The sequence below is a fragment of the Ignavibacteriota bacterium genome (assembly GCA_016212665.1).
In the GTDB taxonomy this organism is placed as follows: Bacteria; Bacteroidota; Ignavibacteria; order UBA10030; family SZUA-254; genus FW602-bin19.
In genome coordinates this window covers 48,560-66,370 of sequence record JACREZ010000032.1, presented here as the reverse complement: position 1 = coordinate 66,370, position 17,811 = coordinate 48,560, and the positions used below count along the sequence as shown (strand labels likewise).

Genomic DNA, 17,811 nt, shown 5'->3' with positions numbered 1-17,811 from the left:
CTCACCTCATATTTTCATACATTTTTCACCGAAAACATAACTCTCAAATAAAGGACAACTCATGAAACGCTTATTATTGTTACTCTCTTTTTATTTACTACTCACAACAACATTTCTCATCGCTCAGGAACAGGAGGAGGAAGAAGAATTGCTTCCGCCAAAGCGCTCAAAAGTCAGTAAACTCGGGGGCGCAGGTGGTTTTATTCCGAGTTTGTTGTTTCTTGATGTTGACCCGATTAACCAATTCTTAAAGAACGCAAATGCCGCTCCGCTTGATGATGATGCAATGTTATTAAATGGCGGACAGGGATATGGTTACATCATGTTAGTGGAAAATCTCCGCATCGGTGGAATGGGATTGAGCGGGACACGTAAGTCGAAAGCCCTCGACCCCAATGCAAATACGCGACGAGACATTGAGTACAATGTCGGTTATGGCGCAGTGACTATCGAGTACACATTTCCTGTTGTGCCTCGTTTAGATGTTGTTGCCGGTGTAGCGCTTGGAGGTGGCGGAGTGGGAATCAAGATGACAAAAAATCAACTTGATACGAAAGTTTGGGACGACTTGTGGACGGAATACGGAAATAATCAACCGACACAGGAATATACACGTCAGTTAGAAGGAACATTTTTCGTCTATCAGCCATCGCTGAATGTGGAGTATGCTCTGCTTCGTTGGGTAGGATTGCGTGTTGGTGTGAGTTATGTCGGGATGAGCAGTGGAAGTTGGAAGATGGATGGAAATTATGATGTCATCAATGTTCCGAGCGGTGTGAGCGGGAAGGGATTTATGTTGAACACAGGGATTTTTGTGGGGACATTTTTGTTTTAGATCACTAAATATAGAGAGAATGGAATATGGATCGTTTTGGTTTTTATAAAGATATGTATGAAAGAGAGATAGAGCGAACGTCAGAGTTAAATGAGAGATTGACATTACCCGTGTCTTTGGTATCTGCTATCGGTGCAGGAATATATTATCTTTTTACTCAATATTTATCCTTTGAGTTTGAAATAAAAAATGAAACAATCTTTTTCTATATCTTTCTTTCTCTATCTGTTGTATGTATAATTTGGGCGATTTTCATGCTTATCAGGTCTTATGTATGGAAATATAATTATTACTATCTTCCTTATGTATCAGACTTGGAAGAATACTTCAGAGAATTGCAAGAGTTTTATAAAGATGAAAATGGTATAACGGAAAAGGACTATGAAGAATATCTAATACGCAAACTTGCACAGGCAACAGATCACAACACTAAATTAAATGAAGTTAAAGCAAGAAACTTATTACAGGCGAAACGTTCAATAGTGTTTTCACTTTTGTTGATAATATTTGCTTTGATTCCATTTGTTTTTACCTTTGTTAAATCCAATCAAAATTTAGATTCAATGAAAGTCGAAATAGTTAATAAGAATTTACCAATATATTTTGAAAATGAAATAAAATTAAACCCTCAAAAGGAAACATTAAAAGTAGAGTTAATACAATTATCAAAGGAACAACGCCATGACTCAATCGCAACAAGAAAAACCAAATGAAAAAATTACAAAACCGGATGAATCCAGTTTGCAAGACAATTTAAAGGGGAGACCAGTAGAGCCAAAAATTAGAATCTTAACAGAAGGTGAAGATCCTAAAAATCAAAAACTTTTGAATGATTGATTCCGAAATTTGAAAATTGTTAGCATATAGTTATCTCTCATGGATATCAAACCCCGACCGAATCATAAATTGTATATCGAAATTCTCCGCTCGATGACTCCTGAACAACGGTTATTGAAGGCATTCGAACTCGGAGAGTTTGCAAAGCAATTATTCAAACAAGGATTACGGAAACGATTTCCTGATTTAAGTGAGGATGAATTTCACCAATTATATCTTAAACGTTTGGCAAAATATCACAACAGGAATTGGTAAGAGGAAAATAAAAATCCCGCCCTCAACGAGGACGGGATTCTTTCAATCATTCACAATAGAAAGGAGTTATACTATGCTGCTTTAGACACTTTTCCTTGTTTAATACACGTCGTGCAGACACGCATTCTGTGAACGCGTCCTTCAACTGAGGCATGAACATTCTGAAGGTTCGGAAGCCAACGACGACGGGTTCGGTTATGAGCGTGGCTTATGTTATTGCCACTAACAGGTTTTTTACCACAAATTTGACAGACTTTTGCCATTGTTCTTTTCTTATTCTGATTATTTTTCTGATTAAAAGTTGTGCCAATATACAAAAAAAGGCTTTACGTTGCAATAGGCTTTTTATTCGAAGAAAAACCTTGCACCCAAACCCGCATTGAAGAAAAATTCTGTTGCCGGAGCGAAATCGAGAATGGGTGAGAGTTCTAAAAACACATCAATAGGTACCGTACGAGCCAGATAATCTATCCCCACCACGCCCCGCAATCCAAGTTGCGTTTGAATCTTATCACCTGATTTCAATCGTCCGCCAACTCCGTAGTATAATGCTAATGGTTCTTCCGTTTCGAATGCAGAGCGGTTATGAAAGAGATAATCTCCATGAATATGAATTGATGAACCACGATAAAATGACCATGCTACTGCTCCATCAATCGCTGAACGTTCGTCAAGCCAATACTTACCACTAATCCCTGTCGGTTCGCCGAGGATGATTCCAAGCCCGAATCCCTTGTCTTGGCTGAAACTGGAAAAGTTAGAGGTAATAATTAAAATAAATAACAGAAATAAAAATTGTAACTGCTTCATATGAATCCTTTGAAATGTTAAGATGAGCGAAGTGCGTTAACGATATTTAAACGGGAAGCACGCACGGATGGTAAAAATCCACCGACAATTCCCATAATGACAGAAAATACCATTGAGGAAGTAATGACTGACACAGACATATTGAAACCGAATGCTAACTCTGAAAACGTGCCGAAGTTGGTTGTGGAGATTTGTATAAATGACATGACAGATGCAAGTGCAATTCCTGCTCCTCCGCCGATAAGCGAAAGAACGATGGACTCAATAAGAAACGCACTCAGTACGCTTCTTCTCTTGAAACCCAACGCTCGAAGTGTTCCAACTTCCACGGTACGGTTGGCAACTGCGGCGTACATAGTAATCATCGCTCCAATCATTGCACCAACGCTGAAGATAATCGTTACGACAAGTCCGAGTAACTTAATAAAATCAGCCATCAATTTAGATTGTTCCCTGTAGAAATCCTGTTCACGTTTTACATCAACATAACTTGTGCGCGGGTCTTGCTGAATTTTTGATTTGAGCGATTCTAATTGTTCAGGATTATTCATTTTAAATGTAACCGAAGAAAACACCGGACGCCCGAATGCCTGCATCATTTGTTCAACGTCAGCCCAGATTTCAGATTCAAACGCGTTTCCTTCCGATGAGAACGTTCCGACAATCATCCATGTCTCGCCGCCAAACTTAATCTCCTTGCCGACTTCCGCGCCAATAAATCGTTCAGTGATGTTATCACCAATAATAATTTCATGAGTTCCGAACTCTAACATCCTTCCGGATGATAACTTCACACTTTCACGAAGTTGCATCGCCTCAGGAGAAATTCCCCGAACGGAAATATTTCCCATGGACATTGTTTCTTTTTTTGAAAGATTGATGATGACGCTGATGTCGGTTGTCAGTAGCGGTTTACCGTTGCTCGAAAGTGCAATCTCAGGAAGTGTTTTGAGAATGTTTGCCGCGTCTCTGTCAATCTGACTGACTAACTCGGAGTTTGCGGCTTTTCTTAGGATGATGATGTTGTCTTCAGAGCCCGTTTCAACTAATGTATCTTCGACTCCCTGTGCAAGCATCAACACTGCCGCGAACACAAATACGACAAGGGCGATACCTGTGAGAGTGAGTATGGTTGTTATTCGGCGAGTCCATAAACTTCGCCATGTATATGAAATAGGAATTTTCATCATCACCTCATCCTAACATTCGCAATCCGTCAACAATTTTTTGCCGAAGTATTCTCATGGTTGGAAATATCGCGGCGACTACACCGGCTAACAATGCAGAGCCAACGGCAAGAACTATGGTTAGTATTTCAACATTAAATACCGGGAAGAATGTTGGAAACGCGGTTGCAAATCCTTTCGTTATGGGAAACGTTAAGAGTAACCCCAATGCGCCGCCGAGACATGCAAGAATCATGGATTCGCCGCCGATGAGACCAACGAGATGTTTTGCAGAAAAGCCAAGCGTTTTCAACACAGCATATTCTCTCGTCCGTTCACGAGCCGACATGACAATCGTGTTGGCAAGTACGAGCAAAATAATTCCGATAATCACGAACGAAATTACTTTCAAAGAAGTCAAAATCGCACTCGACATTGAAACGAAACTTTGTTGGAATTCCCGTTCCGTCTCTGTCTTCGTACTTGCACGAGAATTCAAATACATATCGTCAATCGCTTTTGTTACGATGGGAATATCTGATGCAGTTTTTACATTTAAGATGTACCAACCAGCCCCGATTTCCCGTCCGGCTTGAGTTTGTGCCATTTGCTGTTCAAGATATTTCCATTGGAAGAACATTTGTGTTTCATCAGTGGTTGCGTCTTTACCTTTGTAGAAGCCGCGTACAACAAAACTCCACTTACCGGGATAAATGTCCCCCTCGATATCAATAATATCTCCGACTTTGAAACCGTGTTCTTTTGCAACTTTTTGTCCGACGATGCATGCGTTCCGTTCTTTTTTGAACGCTTCTAATTCATCCTTTGTGATGATAAATTCTGGATACAAGTCGAACCAAGTTTCGGGGTCTACAGCCATACGAGGGAAAAAATTTTTCCAATCTGCCGCGTCTTTGTAAATCCCTTGAAACCAGTTTGCCCATGTTACCTGAGTAATTCCCGGGACTTTCAAAATTTGTTCTTTGTAAGAAATCGGCAAGGGAAAAATGAATGAAACAGAATGTCGGACTATCATCCGGTTTGCCGCAGAAGCGGTAACTCCCGCATTCCATGCACTGACAATCGTTCGCATGAACCCGAACGACATTACGGCAATCGCGATGCCGAGGATTGTCAGCATCGTGCGGAGTTTATGCCGCATAGCGTTTTTGAATACAAGTTTAAGAACTTTCATTGCATCACCTCAGGAAAGTTCGCCTTTGTCGAGATGAAGCGATTTATGCGCACGTTCTGCAGCACGCGGGTCGTGCGTTACCATGATAATTGTTTTCTTGAATTCTGAATTCAACCGGTCAAGCAATTTCAAAATTTCTTCTGCCGAGACTTTATCAAGGTCGCCGGTTGGTTCGTCTGCGACAAGGAATGTCGGGTCAGTGACAATCGCCCGTGCGATTGCGACACGCTGTTCCTGTCCTCCGGAAAGTTGTTTCGGGTAATGCTTCATTCTGTCACCAAGTCCGACAACATTAAGCGCCAATTCAACGTGTTCTTTCCTTTCTTTCTTTGATAATTTTGAAAGAAGCAAAGGCAATTCGACATTTTCGAAAGCAGTCAAAACAGGGAGGAGGTTGTAAAATTGAAAGACAAATCCGACATGACGAGAGCGCCACTTTGCTAATTCAGATTCACTTAACTTCGCGATGTCGGTCTCCTGAATTGTGATAGTTCCTTTCGATGGCTTATCAATACCTGCAATAAGATTCAGCAAGGTTGTTTTGCCGGAACCTGATGGTCCCATCAATGCAAGAAATTCCCCTTCAGGAATATCAAACGAAATGTTCCTCAGAACAGGAACTTCGAGCGAATCTCTCCAATACGATTTTGAAATGTTTTGAATTGAAATTAAAGACATAGTTGATTTCGGATTGAGGATTTTTGATTACGGATTTATGATTGTTGATTTCTATTTCTAATTATACTCTTGTTGAAAACATATAACGAGTAACTGATAACGGATAACTACTCACGTATTTTCACAGAAGAACCGTTCTGCAAATTCTCCGACGGACGGAGAATAACTTTATCACCAGGAGCCAAGCCGCGAAGTACTTCGAAGTTAGTGCCAAGAATTGCACCGACTTCGACATTCACTTCTTTCACGGTTTTTTCCCGAAGAAGGAACGCAACCGTGTTTCCGTTTCGATTCACAATTGCATCCTGACTGACGACAATTTTTGGTTTGTTATCGGATGTTGGCTCGACTTCTTTCGATAAGAAGAAAACCTTCGCGCTCATCTCAGGAAGTACGCGTTCATCACGCTCTTTGAATTTTATTTTCGTTAGAACTGTTGCTTTTGCGCGGTCTGCGGTCGGTACGATTTTGCTGACGAAACCTGCATATCGTTTTTCAGGATATGCATCGAGCGAGATTTCGCATGGTTGATTATGTTTGATTCGTTCAATGTTTGATTCAGAAACGTCGGCTTCAACTTCAAGCGAGTTCATATCGGCAATAGTAACGACTGCAACTTTGGAACTTGCACCTGCCCCGAACGGAGCGACAACTTCACCAACATCAGCATTTTTGGAAAGGACTGTTCCTTCAAACGGCGCGCGGATAAACGTGTTCTCTACCTGAACTTCAGCCGCTTTTACTGTTGCTTCAGCCAATGAAATAGAAGCAAGAACACGGGCATAGCGTGCTTGTGCCGCATCAACTTCTGATTGCGATACAAGTTGTCGTTCAAACAATTTATTCATTCGTTCCAATGTTTGTTTCGCATCGTTTAAATCTGCTTTGCTGACGGAAAGGTTTGCTTGCGCTTGTTCCAATGCCGCTAACATATCTGCGCTTTCAATTCGGGCAATGACTTCATTCTTCTTTACTTGGTCCCCTTCTTCAAAACCGAGAAAGACAAGTCTGCCGGTTGCTTTGGATGCGATTGCCGCTTTCCGTTGAGCGACGACGTAACCGCTCGCAGTTAATGCCGCGTTCGCTTGCGATGCTGTAATCATTGAGACGGAAGTTATTTGTACTTCTTCGGTCGGTTTCGTGAGGTTTGGAAAAACAAAGTAACTCACTATTGCAATCAGAACAATAACTCCGAGTACAATATATTTTGTTTTCGAGGTAGGGGATTTTTCTACACTATCATCGTCTCGAGATATTCTGAGTTTCGATAGATCTGCTTTTTCTGTTTCAGTCATGGAGGTTGTACGGTAAGACAAAACTTGGGTTGCAAGGTAGAAAATTATGAGTATCTGTGCAAATCTCAGATTTGAATCAAAGTCTTATTGTTAAGTGAGTGAGTCGTACCGAAATATTTTACCTATGCATTCATCAGTCTCGCTTTGAAAAGCAGTGCAGTTTTCCTTATTTTATCCGCAATGAACATACTCGGAATTGAAACATCATGCGACGAAACATCTGCGGCTGTGCTGGTTGACGGAGAAATCAAATCGAATATCATTTCTTCTCAACTTGTACATCGGCAGTACGGTGGCATAGTCCCGGAACTTGCTTCACGCGCCCATCAACAATTGATAATACCTATTGTGGATGAGGCATTACGTGTAGCAGAAATTGACAAACACCATCTCGATGGAATTGCAGTAACGTATGGTCCCGGATTGATTGGTGCGTTACTCGTTGGTTTGAACTTTGCAAAATCACTTTCGTTTGGTTTGAAAATCCCTTACGTCGGCATCAACCATATGGAAGCGCACATGTATGCAAACTTCATTGATGAACCAAAGCCAAACTATCCGTTCCTTTGTTTGATTGTCTCCGGCGGACATACACAACTCGTTCGTGTTGATGAACCACTGAAGCATACATTGCTTGGTGAAACACTCGATGATGCGGCGGGCGAAGCGTACGATAAAGTCGGCAAGATGCTCGGTCTCGGTTTTCCCGGAGGACCTGTTATTGATAAACTCGCACAGGAAGGAAATCCGGAGTTTGTAAAATTCCCCCGTTCGTATCTCGATGAAGACAACTTTGAATTCAGTTTCAGCGGAATTAAAACCGCTGTGCTTTATTGGTTGAGGAAAAACCACTTGGTCAATGGTCATTTGTCATTAGTCATTAGTCATTCGGGTACTGATAGCGGAAAAAGTGATACCGATAACTTGCAATTAAAAAATAATAATCAGCAATATCACCCGCCTCAGGCGGGCAAGGCAATCAGCAATCAGAAATTGTCAATGGTGAATAGTGAATTGTCAATTGTTAATAAAAAATCGGAAACAGAAAACAGGAAACTGTTAACCGACTTGTGTGCAAGTTTCCAAGCCGCTGTTGTAGATGTTCTCGTCGGGAAGTTATTGAGGGCAAGTGAGAAGTTTTCAATTCGGGATATTGCAGTTGCAGGCGGAGTCTCTGCTAACTCGGAATTACGGAGACGACTAACGCGTGAAGCATCTACGAGAAACCTGAGAGTATTCTTTCCCAAGTTTGATTATTGCACAGATAACGGAGCGATGATTGCCATGCTCGGTTGGATGAAACTTCAACAGGGAATAACTTCCTCGTCGGAATTAACCGCGGTTCCATATCTTCAACTATGAGTTACATGTAGTTAATGGCAGTTATCATCCCTCATCAAAACGCCCAACAATTAACCCCATGCTTCAGCATGGGGTCGAAGCAAAGATACAACCTGGCTTTAGCCATGATGTCGTCAACGCAAAAGCGTATTTCTCATATCATTAGAACTTTATGGCTAAAGCCGTATTCTTTAATACATTCATGGGGCTGTCTCAAAAGTCTTTACACTTGTCATTCCCGTGCCAACGGGAATCCAGAATCGTCGAAAATGAAATGGATTCCTGCTTTCGCAGGAATGACACCCAAGGCGATTGCACTTATGAGACAGCCTCTTAGAATTACTTTGGTCTCAACTGTTTTGGAATCATGAAGAAATTCTTCCTCATATCATTTCTCTTGTTAATTTTTGGTGGAGTATTTTTCCTTTATCAAATTCTTTGGGCGCCGAACAACTTTGAGAACGATAAAGTATTCATTGTTTCGAAAGGAGAGACATTTGCAAAAGTAATGGACCGGCTTGCGGAGGCGAACGTCATCAGGAACAAATTTCTCTTCAAACTTGCCGGAAAGATTCACGGCACAACGACGAAAATTCAAATCGGGAAATATCGTTTCAGAAGCGGAATGTCGAACGTTGACATTCTGAATGACTTGGCAACGGGAACTTCCATCGAAGCAATCATCGTCAGTATTCCAGAAGGATGGACATCGAAGAGAATCGCATCGGTTCTTGCCCGTGAGGCGGGAATTGATTCAGTCCGATTTATGTCGCTTGTGTATGATGAGGATTTTGTCGAAGATTTCGGTTTTGAATCTCATTCTTTTGAAGGGTATCTGTTTCCAAAAACCTATCGGTTCTATTGGCAGGATGATGAGAAGTCAATCATCGAAGAATTTGTGAAAGAATTCAGAAAGGAATTTGATAGCACATTGTTAGCCCGAGCCGACTCACTTGAATTACCGATGCATGATGTTCTCACGATGGCATCAATCATCGAAGGGGAGACGAGAGTTGATTCTGAAAGGGCGATAGTTTCGGGTGTGTATTACAATCGTTTGAAGAAAGGAATACGTTTGCAGGCAGACCCGACGATTCAGTTTATTCTTCCAAACGGTCCTCGCCCGTTAAAGTACAGCGATTTGAAACGGCAGTCACCGTACAACACATATTTAAATTCGGGATTGCCGCCGGGACCCGTGAACAATCCCGGAATCGCTTCAATTCGCGCCGCACTATTCCCGCAAAAGCACAAATATCTTTTCTTCGTTGCAAATGGAGAGGGGGGACACACGTTTACAAAAACGTACAAAGAACACAAGAAGGCGGTGAGTGAGTATAAAAGAATTAGGGAAGAGAAGAAAGCGATGCAAGAAAATTTCTAATTATGTCAATAGTCATTCGTCATTTGTCATTGGTAGTTCTTGCTCATTGCCCTTTGTTCTTCGTACTTGGTGCTTTGTACTTTGTGTTGATAGAAATGTCAGTGAAGCAAAAACTATAATCTCATGCCGAAAAAGAATAATCAGCAATTTCACCCGCCGTCGGCGGGCAAGTAATTCAGCAATCAGAAATTATCACAGGTAGTATAATGAATCAGAGCAAGTTAGAAGGCGAAGTATTTTATCCATCTCAGGAAGTCATCGAACAGGCGCGTGTGAAGGATTGGGATGCACTTGCAAAGTTTGCAGACGAAAACCTTGAAGAGTTTTGGTCGAACGAAGCAAACGAATTAGAGTGGTACAAGAAATGGGACAAGGTGTTGGATGAAAGCGGCAAGCCGTTCTACAAATGGTTTGTCGGAGCGCAGGTCAACATTGTGCATAACGCATTAGACCGGCATCAACAAACATCGCATAAGAACAAACTTGCTCTCATTTGGGTTGGTGAAGATGCTCAGGTAAGAACGTATTCGTACTATGCACTCAATCGGGAAGTCTCTCAGTTTGCAAATGTTCTACGTGCGATGGGATTGAAAAAGGGAGACCGGGTTACGATTTACATGCCTCGTATTCCTGAAATTGTTATTGCGATGCTCGCGTGTGCAAAGATTGGTGCGATTCATTCTGTTGTCTATGGCGGATTCAGTGTTGATTCGTTGCAGGGAAGAATTGATGACTCACAATCTCGCATGGTGATTACGGCGGATGGCGGATGGATGAACGGGAAAATTGTCGAGTTGAAGAAAACCGTTGATGAAGCGTTGAAGCGCTGTCCTTCTGTCGAGACCGTTGTGGTGGTTCAGCGAACGAAACATCAGGTGCGGATGGAACCGGGAAGAGATTACTTCTATCATGAACTAATCAAGTTGCCAATCGCTAACGGCAAATGCCAAACGGAAGTCATGGATGCAGAAGACCCGCTCTACATTTTATACACTTCAGGCACGACAGGAAAGCCAAAAGCAATATTGCATACTCATGGTGGATACATGGTTGGCGTCTATTCAACTCTCAAATATGTTTTTGATTTGAATGACACAGACCGTTGGTGGTGCGCCGCAGACCCTGGTTGGGTAACGGGACACTCGTACATTGTCTATGGTCCGCTTTTGCTTGGTGCAACTTCGTTCATGTATGAAGGCGCACCGACATATCCGTATCCCGACCGATGGTGGTCGTTGATTGCGAAATATGGAATTACAGTATTGTACACAGCGCCGACTGCAATTCGGGGACTGATGCGTTTCGGTGAGTCCTGGCCCCGAAAACATGACCTCTCATCATTGCGATTACTCGGTAGTGTCGGTGAGCCAATCAACCCGGAGGCATGGAAGTGGTATCACAAAGTTATCGGCGGCGGGCGTTGTCCGATTATGGATACATGGTGGCAAACGGAAACCGGGATGTTCATGATTACACCGACTCCTACTGTTCCTCTCAAACCCGGCTCCGGGACGCGTCCCTTTTTTGGTCAGCTGGCAGAAATTGTTGATGAGACAGGAAAGCCTGTTGCAGATGGAGAGGAAGGGTATCTTGTTCTAAACCGTCCATGGCCCGCAATGCTACGAACTGTTTACAATGACCCTGACAGATATGTTCAACAATATTGGAGTAAGTATCCGGGAAAATATACAACAGGTGATTCCGCGAAGCGGGATAAGGATGGATACTTCTGGATTATCGGCAGGGTGGATGATGTAATAAAAATTTCCGGCTACCGGCTTGGAACTGCGGAAGTCGAAAGCGCATTGGTGAGCCATCCCGCTGTTGCAGAAGCGGCGGTGATTGGGATTCCTCACGAAGTGAAGGGGAGTGTGATTCATGCATATTGCCTGCTTCGCTCCGGCTTTCAATCATCGAATGAGTTGCTCGAAGAAATCAAACAACACGTCGGCAAAACGTTGGGACCGATTGGAAAACCGGAACAAGTAACCGTCGTTGACAAACTCCCGAAAACCCGCTCAGGAAAAATTATGCGGCGTGTGTTAAAAGCACGTGCGATGGGTTTAGCCGAAGGGGATATTTCGACGTTGGAGGAGTGAGAGTTGTTGATTTACAATTTACGATTGCCAACGGCTCATAGAGATTCATTGTTTCATTGATTTCTGATTAACTCTTCAATCGTCAAGTGGAGTCCATCATAAAATCTTTTGAAAGGTTCTTTGATTTTGGTATTATTGCAATGTGGATGAATCAATTCATACAATTATCAATAAACTTCGTTCGCGAAAACATAACACTCGTTTTCGTGATGCGAGAAAACTACTTCTCAACTTGAATTTTGTAGAGCGTCATTCAAAACATGGTACGAGCCACCGTGTGTTTAGCCATCCAGATTTGAATTGGAACATTACTCTTGTAACTCACGGCAGAAATGATATATTACCGACATACCAAGTTCAAGATCTTATTAAAGCGCTCCAAGAATTAGAAGAATTACAACAATGAAAAACGATATTCACTATTATCTTTCGTTAGATTATCCAATCCAGATTGAACGTATGAGTGATGGATTGTATTGTGCTTCGATACCTTTGTTAAAGGGTTGTAAGGGATATGCAAAAACAATTGTTGAAGCAATAGAAGAACTACAAGGAGTAAAAGAAACGCTTCTTGAGTTGATGCTCGAACAAAAGAAAACTATTCCCGAACCTGTTGTTCGTTTGGAAATACCTGTGACAAAATTTCAGAGGTTATCTTCTCGAAAACGGTTAGATGAATTTGTTACAGCAGGTTAGTTTTTTTTCAGGGCATGAGTTGAACTTAGGATTTCGGGAGTGCAACTCCCTCCCAGTTAAGAGTATTCAGTTGAATTCCCATTTACTGTTAATCGTTTTATTACTTTGCTCGTTGTTGTTTCTCTCCTGTGCCGGGCAAATGGCTCCCACTGGCGGTCCGGCAGATACAACTCCACCGACAATTCTTGAAACATATCCGTCGAGTGGAACGACGAACTTTCACGATGACGTGTTCAGAATATCGTTCAGCGAGTATGTGGACAAACGCTCGGTGGATGAATCTATTTTTCTCTCGCCTGATTTAGGAGAGTTGGAACTCGATTGGAGCGGAACCGATGTCGAAATCAAATTCACAGATTCACTTCGCGCAAACACGACGTATGTTCTCACACTCGGGACCGATGTGAAAGATTTACGGAACGGAAACAGGTTGGCAGAATCGTTCTCGCTCGCTTTTTCGACTGGAGACCATATTGATTCCGGGGTGATTGCAGGAAAAATATTTGATGAGAAACCGGAAGGAGTCATGCTCTTTGCGTACTTGCTTGATAACAAAAACGGTGACACGTTAAATCCGAATCATACCAAACCGGATTACCTCACTCAAACAGGAAAAGATGGAACCTTTCTTCTTCCGTATCTTCGATTGGGAAACTATCGTCTCATTGCCGTGCGTGATGAGTACAAAAATCTTTTCTACGACCAGCAGACAGACCAGTTCGGCGTTCCTCAGTCGGAATTTTCTTTGACGGCAGAACGGAACGTCCTTCAACATGTTCAACTACAGTTGACGATTGAAGATACATCCGCGCCGTTTCTTTCCAGCGCACGGGCACTCGACCAGCAACATGTTCTTCTTCGATTCAGCGAGCAGATTGATTCATCTTCGTTGCGTGCTGAGAATCTTTCTATCGTTGATACGCTTACGAACACACGTCTTTCTGTTATTGACGTATCACCATCCGATACATCCCTTTCGGAAGCCGTCATCCTGACGACTCCCCAAGATAGTTCAAAGACATATCGTGTAGCAATTTCTCAAAGTCGTGATATACTTGGGAACATCATGCTTTCAACAAGCAAGCCGGTGGACTTTGACGGAAGCGGTTCACCCGATACAACAAAAGCAAAGATAACGTTACTCAATATCCCTAACGACAACAAAGATGTTTTCCCGGAAGATTCAATTCACATCGCCATCAGTGAATGGGTTCTCAAACAAAAGTTCGAGCAAAGTTTCTCGCTGTTCGATAGTTCGAAGAAAAAGATTGACGGAAACTATCATTGGTGGAATACAACCCACGGAACGTTCACCCCGAAATCTCCATTAACGTACGGAATGCCTTACACATTTAACATCATTCTCGACTCAGTCGTTGATGTTGCCGGCAACCTTTTTGCTGACAGCGTTCAAGTCTTCAAGTTTCAGGTTGTTGACAAAGATAAATTGGGAACAATTTCAGGAACTGTGCAAAATGAGAATGCGAATGATTCCGCCAAGATATTTCTTTCTGCCATTCCGCTTTCATCGGGTGTACGAAAGAGGCAACTTGTTCTTGGCAAGTCCGGAAGTTTTCTGTTTGATAATTTAGAGGAGGGAAAATACGTTCTCACTGCATTTGTTGATTCGGACAGCAACAAGGCATATTCTTACGGAACGCTGATTCCCTTCAAACCTTCCGAACGCTTTACGTTCTACAGTGACACGCTGAAAGTTCGGGCGAGATGGAGCGTGGAGGGAATGAACGTGCGACTGAAGCGATGATTTCGGATTTCGCCTGCCTGCCGCAGGCAGGGATTGACTTGCCCGCCTAAGGCGGGTGCGATTGCGGATTAATGATTTTAAATTTCAGTTGAAAATTCGAATTACCTAAATCATTAACCACTCACGAATCACGAATCACTACTCACCAATCAACGAAGCGTATCGAGCGGCATCACGACCGGAGGCACACGGACCGGAGGATATTTCACAACTTGGTCCGGCACAACCCACGCATTTTCAAATCCATGTTCTAACAATTGCCGCATCATTCTGTTTGCGGAGTGACGTTCACTGTAGTTGCCGACACGCACTTTGTAATAGGGAGTATGATAGATGATATATGTCCATTCTGTCGGGAAGATTGTGGATAAAGAATCTTGAAGAAGATTTGCTTCATCAATTTCCTGAGTTGTAAGAACCTGAACACGAAATCCGGAAGTCAGTTCGACATTCTCCATTGACATTGTATCAGCAACCGGATGTTGACTACTGTTGCTTGTGGGCGAGATGGAAATTGGAATTTGATAGACGGACGGGTCGAACGTTTTCTCGTATTGGTTGATGAACTGTTTCAGTGTTTGGGTAGTGTCGTTCTTTTCTTGTTGAGGTAAAGATGGAGCGGAGAAACTTGTTGAAACAGTAACCAACAACAAAAATAAAATTCCCAACAACGTCATGCCGAACTCCTGCCTGCCGCAGGCATGGTATTTCGGCATCTATTACCTCCCCGGAGAAACGGTTTCCGACATTCGTCGGAATGACGAAATGATAATTTTTTACTCACGCGGAAGTTCTGTTACCCACGCATCCTTGTAGTCTTCAGGAAATTGGCGGGCAAGTTGGTCCCGAAAAGCACGTGCCTCATCTTTCGTTGCAAAGCCACCAACTAACACTTTTGTTAATCCTGTCTCTTTATCAAAGATAGATTTCACTTGCATCGAAAAGCGTGAGCGGGCAAGCGACGCAATCTGGTCAGCAGTTTCCGTGACTTTAAACGCTCCGACTTGAACAGCGTACGTTCCTGTTACTTCTTGTGTTGTTGTTTGAGTTTGATTGAGTTGCTGAGTTTCCTGCTGAACTTCATTTGCGACCGCTTCGATTGTATCTGAAGGGGGAGGAGGAGGAAGTTCTTGCGCTTGCTCCTGCTGAACTTGTTTGTCCGTCGCTTCTTTTTCCGATTGTGTTTCTTCGGATGAAGAGCAACCGATGAACGATAACGCAATGATAAGTAATCCGATAATGGCAACAAGGAAACGATTCATAAAACTTCTCATAGTAAGTGAAGATTAATAACGGTCTGCCGCTTTCGCAGTTTCAGTTTGTGGTTGACTTTCAGAACCAAGAACAATTTTTACACTCGCGCTCGCACCGATTCTATCCGCGCCGCTTGCGACCATGGCAAGCGCTTCTTCGCGGGTTCGTACGCCGCCGGATGCTTTTACACCCATCGCACTGCCGACTACTTTTCTCATCAACGCAATATCGCCCGCAGTCGCGCCGCCTTTGGCAAATCCCGTGGAGGTTTTGACAAAATCCATTCCGGCACGTTTTGCCAACACACAGGCTTTAATTTTTTCTTCATCGGTCAGCAAGCCGGTTTCGAGAATCACTTTTGTTAGCGCGCCGTACCGTCGTGCAGTGGAGGCAACAGCGAACATATCATTTTCAACATAATCGTACTCGCCCGATTTCAACATTCCCACATTGATGACCATATCAAGTTCAGTAGCACCATCTCTCAACGCTTGCTCCGATTCAAATGCTTTCGAGGCGGTTGATGTTGCGCCGAGTGGAAATCCGATGACAGTGCAAACTTTTACAGCAGTATCACGAAGCAATTTCGCGCAGAGCGAAACATAACTTGGATTGATGCACACGCTGGCAAAGTTATATTTTTTTGCTTCGTTGCACAATGCGATGACCTGTTCTTTGGTAGATTCCGGTTTCAGGAGAGTGTGGTCAATCATTCGAGCGAGGTCAAATTCGATGCCGCCTGCCGCTTCAATACCGACTCCTGCGCTGATTCGTGAAGCACCGTTTTGGACAATATTGCGAACGCCTTCCTTGTTGTGAACAACGCACAAGCCATCGTGACAAATACCATCTTTACAGCACATCTGCTTTGAAGAAGATTGGTTCAATATGGATTGTACAAGACGGTCTATTTCTTTTTGATGCATCTACGAGTAAACAATGTTCAAAATGCAGGAGCAATATAGGATTTTCTGAGAAAGTTGCAAAAGCAAGTGAGATATTCGTTTTTCTTAAAGCGGAGTAACAAAATTGTGTAATGAAAATCTTTGAATGGCACACGAATTGAACGTTATATATTACTTACAGGATGCCAATCAAAAAAATCATACAAATCATCCTGAAATACTCAAAGATAATGAAGATGAGATTGGTGTGTTCTTTCATTTGTATTGAATTATTCAACTGTTGTTTAATTATTCCACACGTGAAAGTCAAATTCACGTTTTCTCAATAATCTTCAAACATTGTTATGAATAGAAATAGTATTTCAAGAAGAGAATTTCTCCGGTGGACTTCAGCAACTCCTCTTGCGGTTGCAAGTCTCAATGAATTTCTTCCCCGTCTTGCCGTTGCCATGCAGGAAGCAGTGAAGGAATATCCAATCATCTGGCTGCAAGCTTCTACATGCAGCGGCTGTTCTGTCTCGGTGATAAATACAATTCATCCAAGCATCAAGAATGTAATTCTTGAACAGGTTCTGCCGGGACATAAATTAATCATGACGTATCATGGAACTTTGATGGCGGCAACCGGTTCACTTTCAACTGATACTGCTCGTGAGTCGGCAAAAAATTTTCAAGGAAAATTTGTCTTAGTTGTTGAAGGCGCGATTCCAACAAACTCGAATGGAGTGTACGGTTCTGTCGGTGAAGAACAAGGTAAGCCAACGACGATGCTTCAATGGATTGATTTACTCGGAAGGAATGCGATGGCAGTGCTGACTGTTGGAACGTGTGCTGCGTACGGTGGCTTACCGGCTGCCGAACCAAATCCAACCGGAAGCAAAGGAGTAACAGATGTCTTTAAGATGCTGAATATTACAACGCCTGTTATCAATATTCCAGGCTGTCCATGCCATCCCGATTGGTTCATCGGAACAGTAGCAAAAATATTACTGTACGGCATGCCACAAGAAAAAGAGTTGGATGAACAGGGAAGACTTAAACTTTTTTACGGACATTCAGTTCACAATCGTTGCATCAACAGGGATTACCTTGATGAAGGAATCTTTGCTACGAAGTTTGGTGAGGAAGGATGTTTATTGGAACTTGGTTGCAAAGGTCCTTTCACCAATGCGGATTGTCCGATTCGATTATGGAATGGAAGCGTGAACTGGTGCGTAGGTGCAGGTGCGCCCTGTATCGGTTGCACAGAGAGCGGATTTCCTGATGCTCACTCACCAATTTACCAACGGAGATAAT

Annotated in this window: 20 protein-coding genes; 11 read left to right on the top strand and 9 right to left on the bottom strand. The window is 42.8% G+C overall.

Annotated elements, in window-relative coordinates:
* The first annotated feature begins 61 nt into the window (after nucleotides 1-61).
* Genes HY960_10870 through HY960_10855 form a run of 4 tightly spaced genes read left to right on the top strand, consistent with a single transcriptional unit; the run spans nucleotide 62 to nucleotide 1,927 of the window.
* Complete coding sequence (locus tag HY960_10870; protein MBI5216244.1) at nucleotides 62-835, top strand: hypothetical protein; 774 nt, start codon at nucleotides 62-64, stop codon at nucleotides 833-835.
* A gap of 26 nt (nucleotides 836-861) precedes the next feature.
* Nucleotides 862-1,548 (top strand): hypothetical protein, encoded by a 687-nt coding sequence (locus tag HY960_10865; GenBank protein MBI5216243.1) that lies wholly within the window; start codon nucleotides 862-864, stop codon nucleotides 1,546-1,548.
* Nucleotides 1,517-1,672: a hypothetical protein gene (locus HY960_10860; protein MBI5216242.1), complete on the top strand. Its 156-nt coding sequence runs from the start codon at nucleotides 1,517-1,519 to the stop codon at nucleotides 1,670-1,672. Before HY960_10865 ends, HY960_10860 begins: the two co-directional genes overlap by 32 nt.
* 39 nt (nucleotides 1,673-1,711) lie before the next feature.
* Entirely contained in the window at nucleotides 1,712-1,927 is a 216-nt protein-coding gene (locus HY960_10855; GenBank protein ID MBI5216241.1) for a hypothetical protein, read from the top strand.
* 71 nt (nucleotides 1,928-1,998) lie between these two features.
* Here HY960_10855 and HY960_10850 read toward each other — a convergent pair whose 3' ends face one another.
* The 6 genes from HY960_10850 to HY960_10825 all read right to left on the bottom strand — a co-directional run bounded on the left by HY960_10850 (nucleotide 1,999) and on the right by HY960_10825 (nucleotide 7,071).
* Nucleotides 1,999-2,190: a 50S ribosomal protein L28 gene (locus HY960_10850; GenBank protein ID MBI5216240.1), complete on the bottom strand. Its 192-nt coding sequence runs from the start codon at nucleotides 2,188-2,190 to the stop codon at nucleotides 1,999-2,001.
* An 82-nt stretch (nucleotides 2,191-2,272) separates the two neighbouring features.
* Nucleotides 2,273-2,737, bottom strand: a complete 465-nt coding sequence (locus HY960_10845) for a hypothetical protein (protein MBI5216239.1) — start codon at nucleotides 2,735-2,737, stop codon at nucleotides 2,273-2,275.
* A 17-nt stretch (nucleotides 2,738-2,754) separates the two neighbouring features.
* Nucleotides 2,755-3,924, bottom strand: a complete 1,170-nt coding sequence (locus HY960_10840; GenBank protein MBI5216238.1) for an ABC transporter permease — start codon at nucleotides 3,922-3,924, stop codon at nucleotides 2,755-2,757.
* 7 nt (nucleotides 3,925-3,931) lie between these two features.
* Complete coding sequence (locus HY960_10835; protein ID MBI5216237.1) at nucleotides 3,932-5,098, bottom strand: FtsX-like permease family protein; 1,167 nt, start codon at nucleotides 5,096-5,098, stop codon at nucleotides 3,932-3,934.
* A 9-nt stretch (nucleotides 5,099-5,107) separates the two neighbouring features.
* Nucleotides 5,108-5,776, bottom strand: coding sequence for an ABC transporter ATP-binding protein (locus HY960_10830; protein MBI5216236.1), 669 nt, complete (start codon nucleotides 5,774-5,776; stop codon nucleotides 5,108-5,110).
* Nucleotides 5,777-5,883: 107 nt separating this feature from the next.
* The gene (locus HY960_10825) at nucleotides 5,884-7,071 is read right to left on the bottom strand and encodes an efflux RND transporter periplasmic adaptor subunit (protein ID MBI5216235.1); all 1,188 of its coding nucleotides are present in this window, start codon (nucleotides 7,069-7,071) and stop codon (nucleotides 5,884-5,886) included.
* Between the two features lie 180 nt (nucleotides 7,072-7,251).
* Between HY960_10825 and tsaD the strand changes: the two genes are divergently transcribed.
* From tsaD to HY960_10795, 6 genes are all read left to right on the top strand, one after another.
* Complete coding sequence (tsaD, locus tag HY960_10820) at nucleotides 7,252-8,433, top strand: tRNA (adenosine(37)-N6)-threonylcarbamoyltransferase complex transferase subunit TsaD (GenBank protein ID MBI5216234.1); 1,182 nt, start codon at nucleotides 7,252-7,254, stop codon at nucleotides 8,431-8,433.
* A gap of 346 nt (nucleotides 8,434-8,779) precedes the next feature.
* On the top strand, nucleotides 8,780-9,796 hold the full coding sequence (gene mltG, locus HY960_10815; protein ID MBI5216233.1) for an endolytic transglycosylase MltG: 1,017 nt from the start codon (nucleotides 8,780-8,782) through the stop codon (nucleotides 9,794-9,796).
* 206 nt (nucleotides 9,797-10,002) lie between these two features.
* Nucleotides 10,003-11,895: an acetate--CoA ligase gene (gene acs, locus HY960_10810; GenBank protein ID MBI5216232.1), complete on the top strand. Its 1,893-nt coding sequence runs from the start codon at nucleotides 10,003-10,005 to the stop codon at nucleotides 11,893-11,895.
* 142 nt (nucleotides 11,896-12,037) lie between these two features.
* Complete coding sequence (locus HY960_10805; protein MBI5216231.1) at nucleotides 12,038-12,301, top strand: type II toxin-antitoxin system HicA family toxin; 264 nt, start codon at nucleotides 12,038-12,040, stop codon at nucleotides 12,299-12,301.
* Nucleotides 12,298-12,591: a type II toxin-antitoxin system HicB family antitoxin gene (locus HY960_10800; GenBank protein MBI5216230.1), complete on the top strand. Its 294-nt coding sequence runs from the start codon at nucleotides 12,298-12,300 to the stop codon at nucleotides 12,589-12,591. The genes HY960_10805 and HY960_10800 overlap by 4 nt, the downstream gene beginning before the upstream one ends.
* Before the next feature lie 139 nt (nucleotides 12,592-12,730).
* On the top strand, nucleotides 12,731-14,356 hold the full coding sequence (locus tag HY960_10795) for an Ig-like domain-containing protein (GenBank protein MBI5216229.1): 1,626 nt from the start codon (nucleotides 12,731-12,733) through the stop codon (nucleotides 14,354-14,356).
* A gap of 149 nt (nucleotides 14,357-14,505) precedes the next feature.
* Here the strand turns inward: HY960_10795 and HY960_10790 are convergent, their stop codons facing one another.
* From HY960_10790 to deoC, 3 genes are read right to left on the bottom strand one after another with little or no spacing between them, the layout of a single operon-like run.
* Nucleotides 14,506-15,072 (bottom strand): SPOR domain-containing protein, encoded by a 567-nt coding sequence (locus HY960_10790; GenBank protein MBI5216228.1) that lies wholly within the window; start codon nucleotides 15,070-15,072, stop codon nucleotides 14,506-14,508.
* Between the two features lie 60 nt (nucleotides 15,073-15,132).
* Nucleotides 15,133-15,618, bottom strand: coding sequence for an SPOR domain-containing protein (locus HY960_10785; protein ID MBI5216227.1), 486 nt, complete (start codon nucleotides 15,616-15,618; stop codon nucleotides 15,133-15,135).
* 24 nt (nucleotides 15,619-15,642) lie between these two features.
* Nucleotides 15,643-16,473, bottom strand: a complete 831-nt coding sequence (gene deoC / locus HY960_10780) for a deoxyribose-phosphate aldolase (GenBank protein ID MBI5216226.1) — start codon at nucleotides 16,471-16,473, stop codon at nucleotides 15,643-15,645.
* Nucleotides 16,474-16,859: 386 nt separating this feature from the next.
* On the opposite strand from deoC, the gene HY960_10775 reads away from it, so the two are divergent.
* Nucleotides 16,860-17,810, top strand: a complete 951-nt coding sequence (locus HY960_10775; protein MBI5216225.1) for a hydrogenase small subunit — start codon at nucleotides 16,860-16,862, stop codon at nucleotides 17,808-17,810.
* The last annotated feature ends 1 nt before the right edge of the window (nucleotide 17,811 follow it).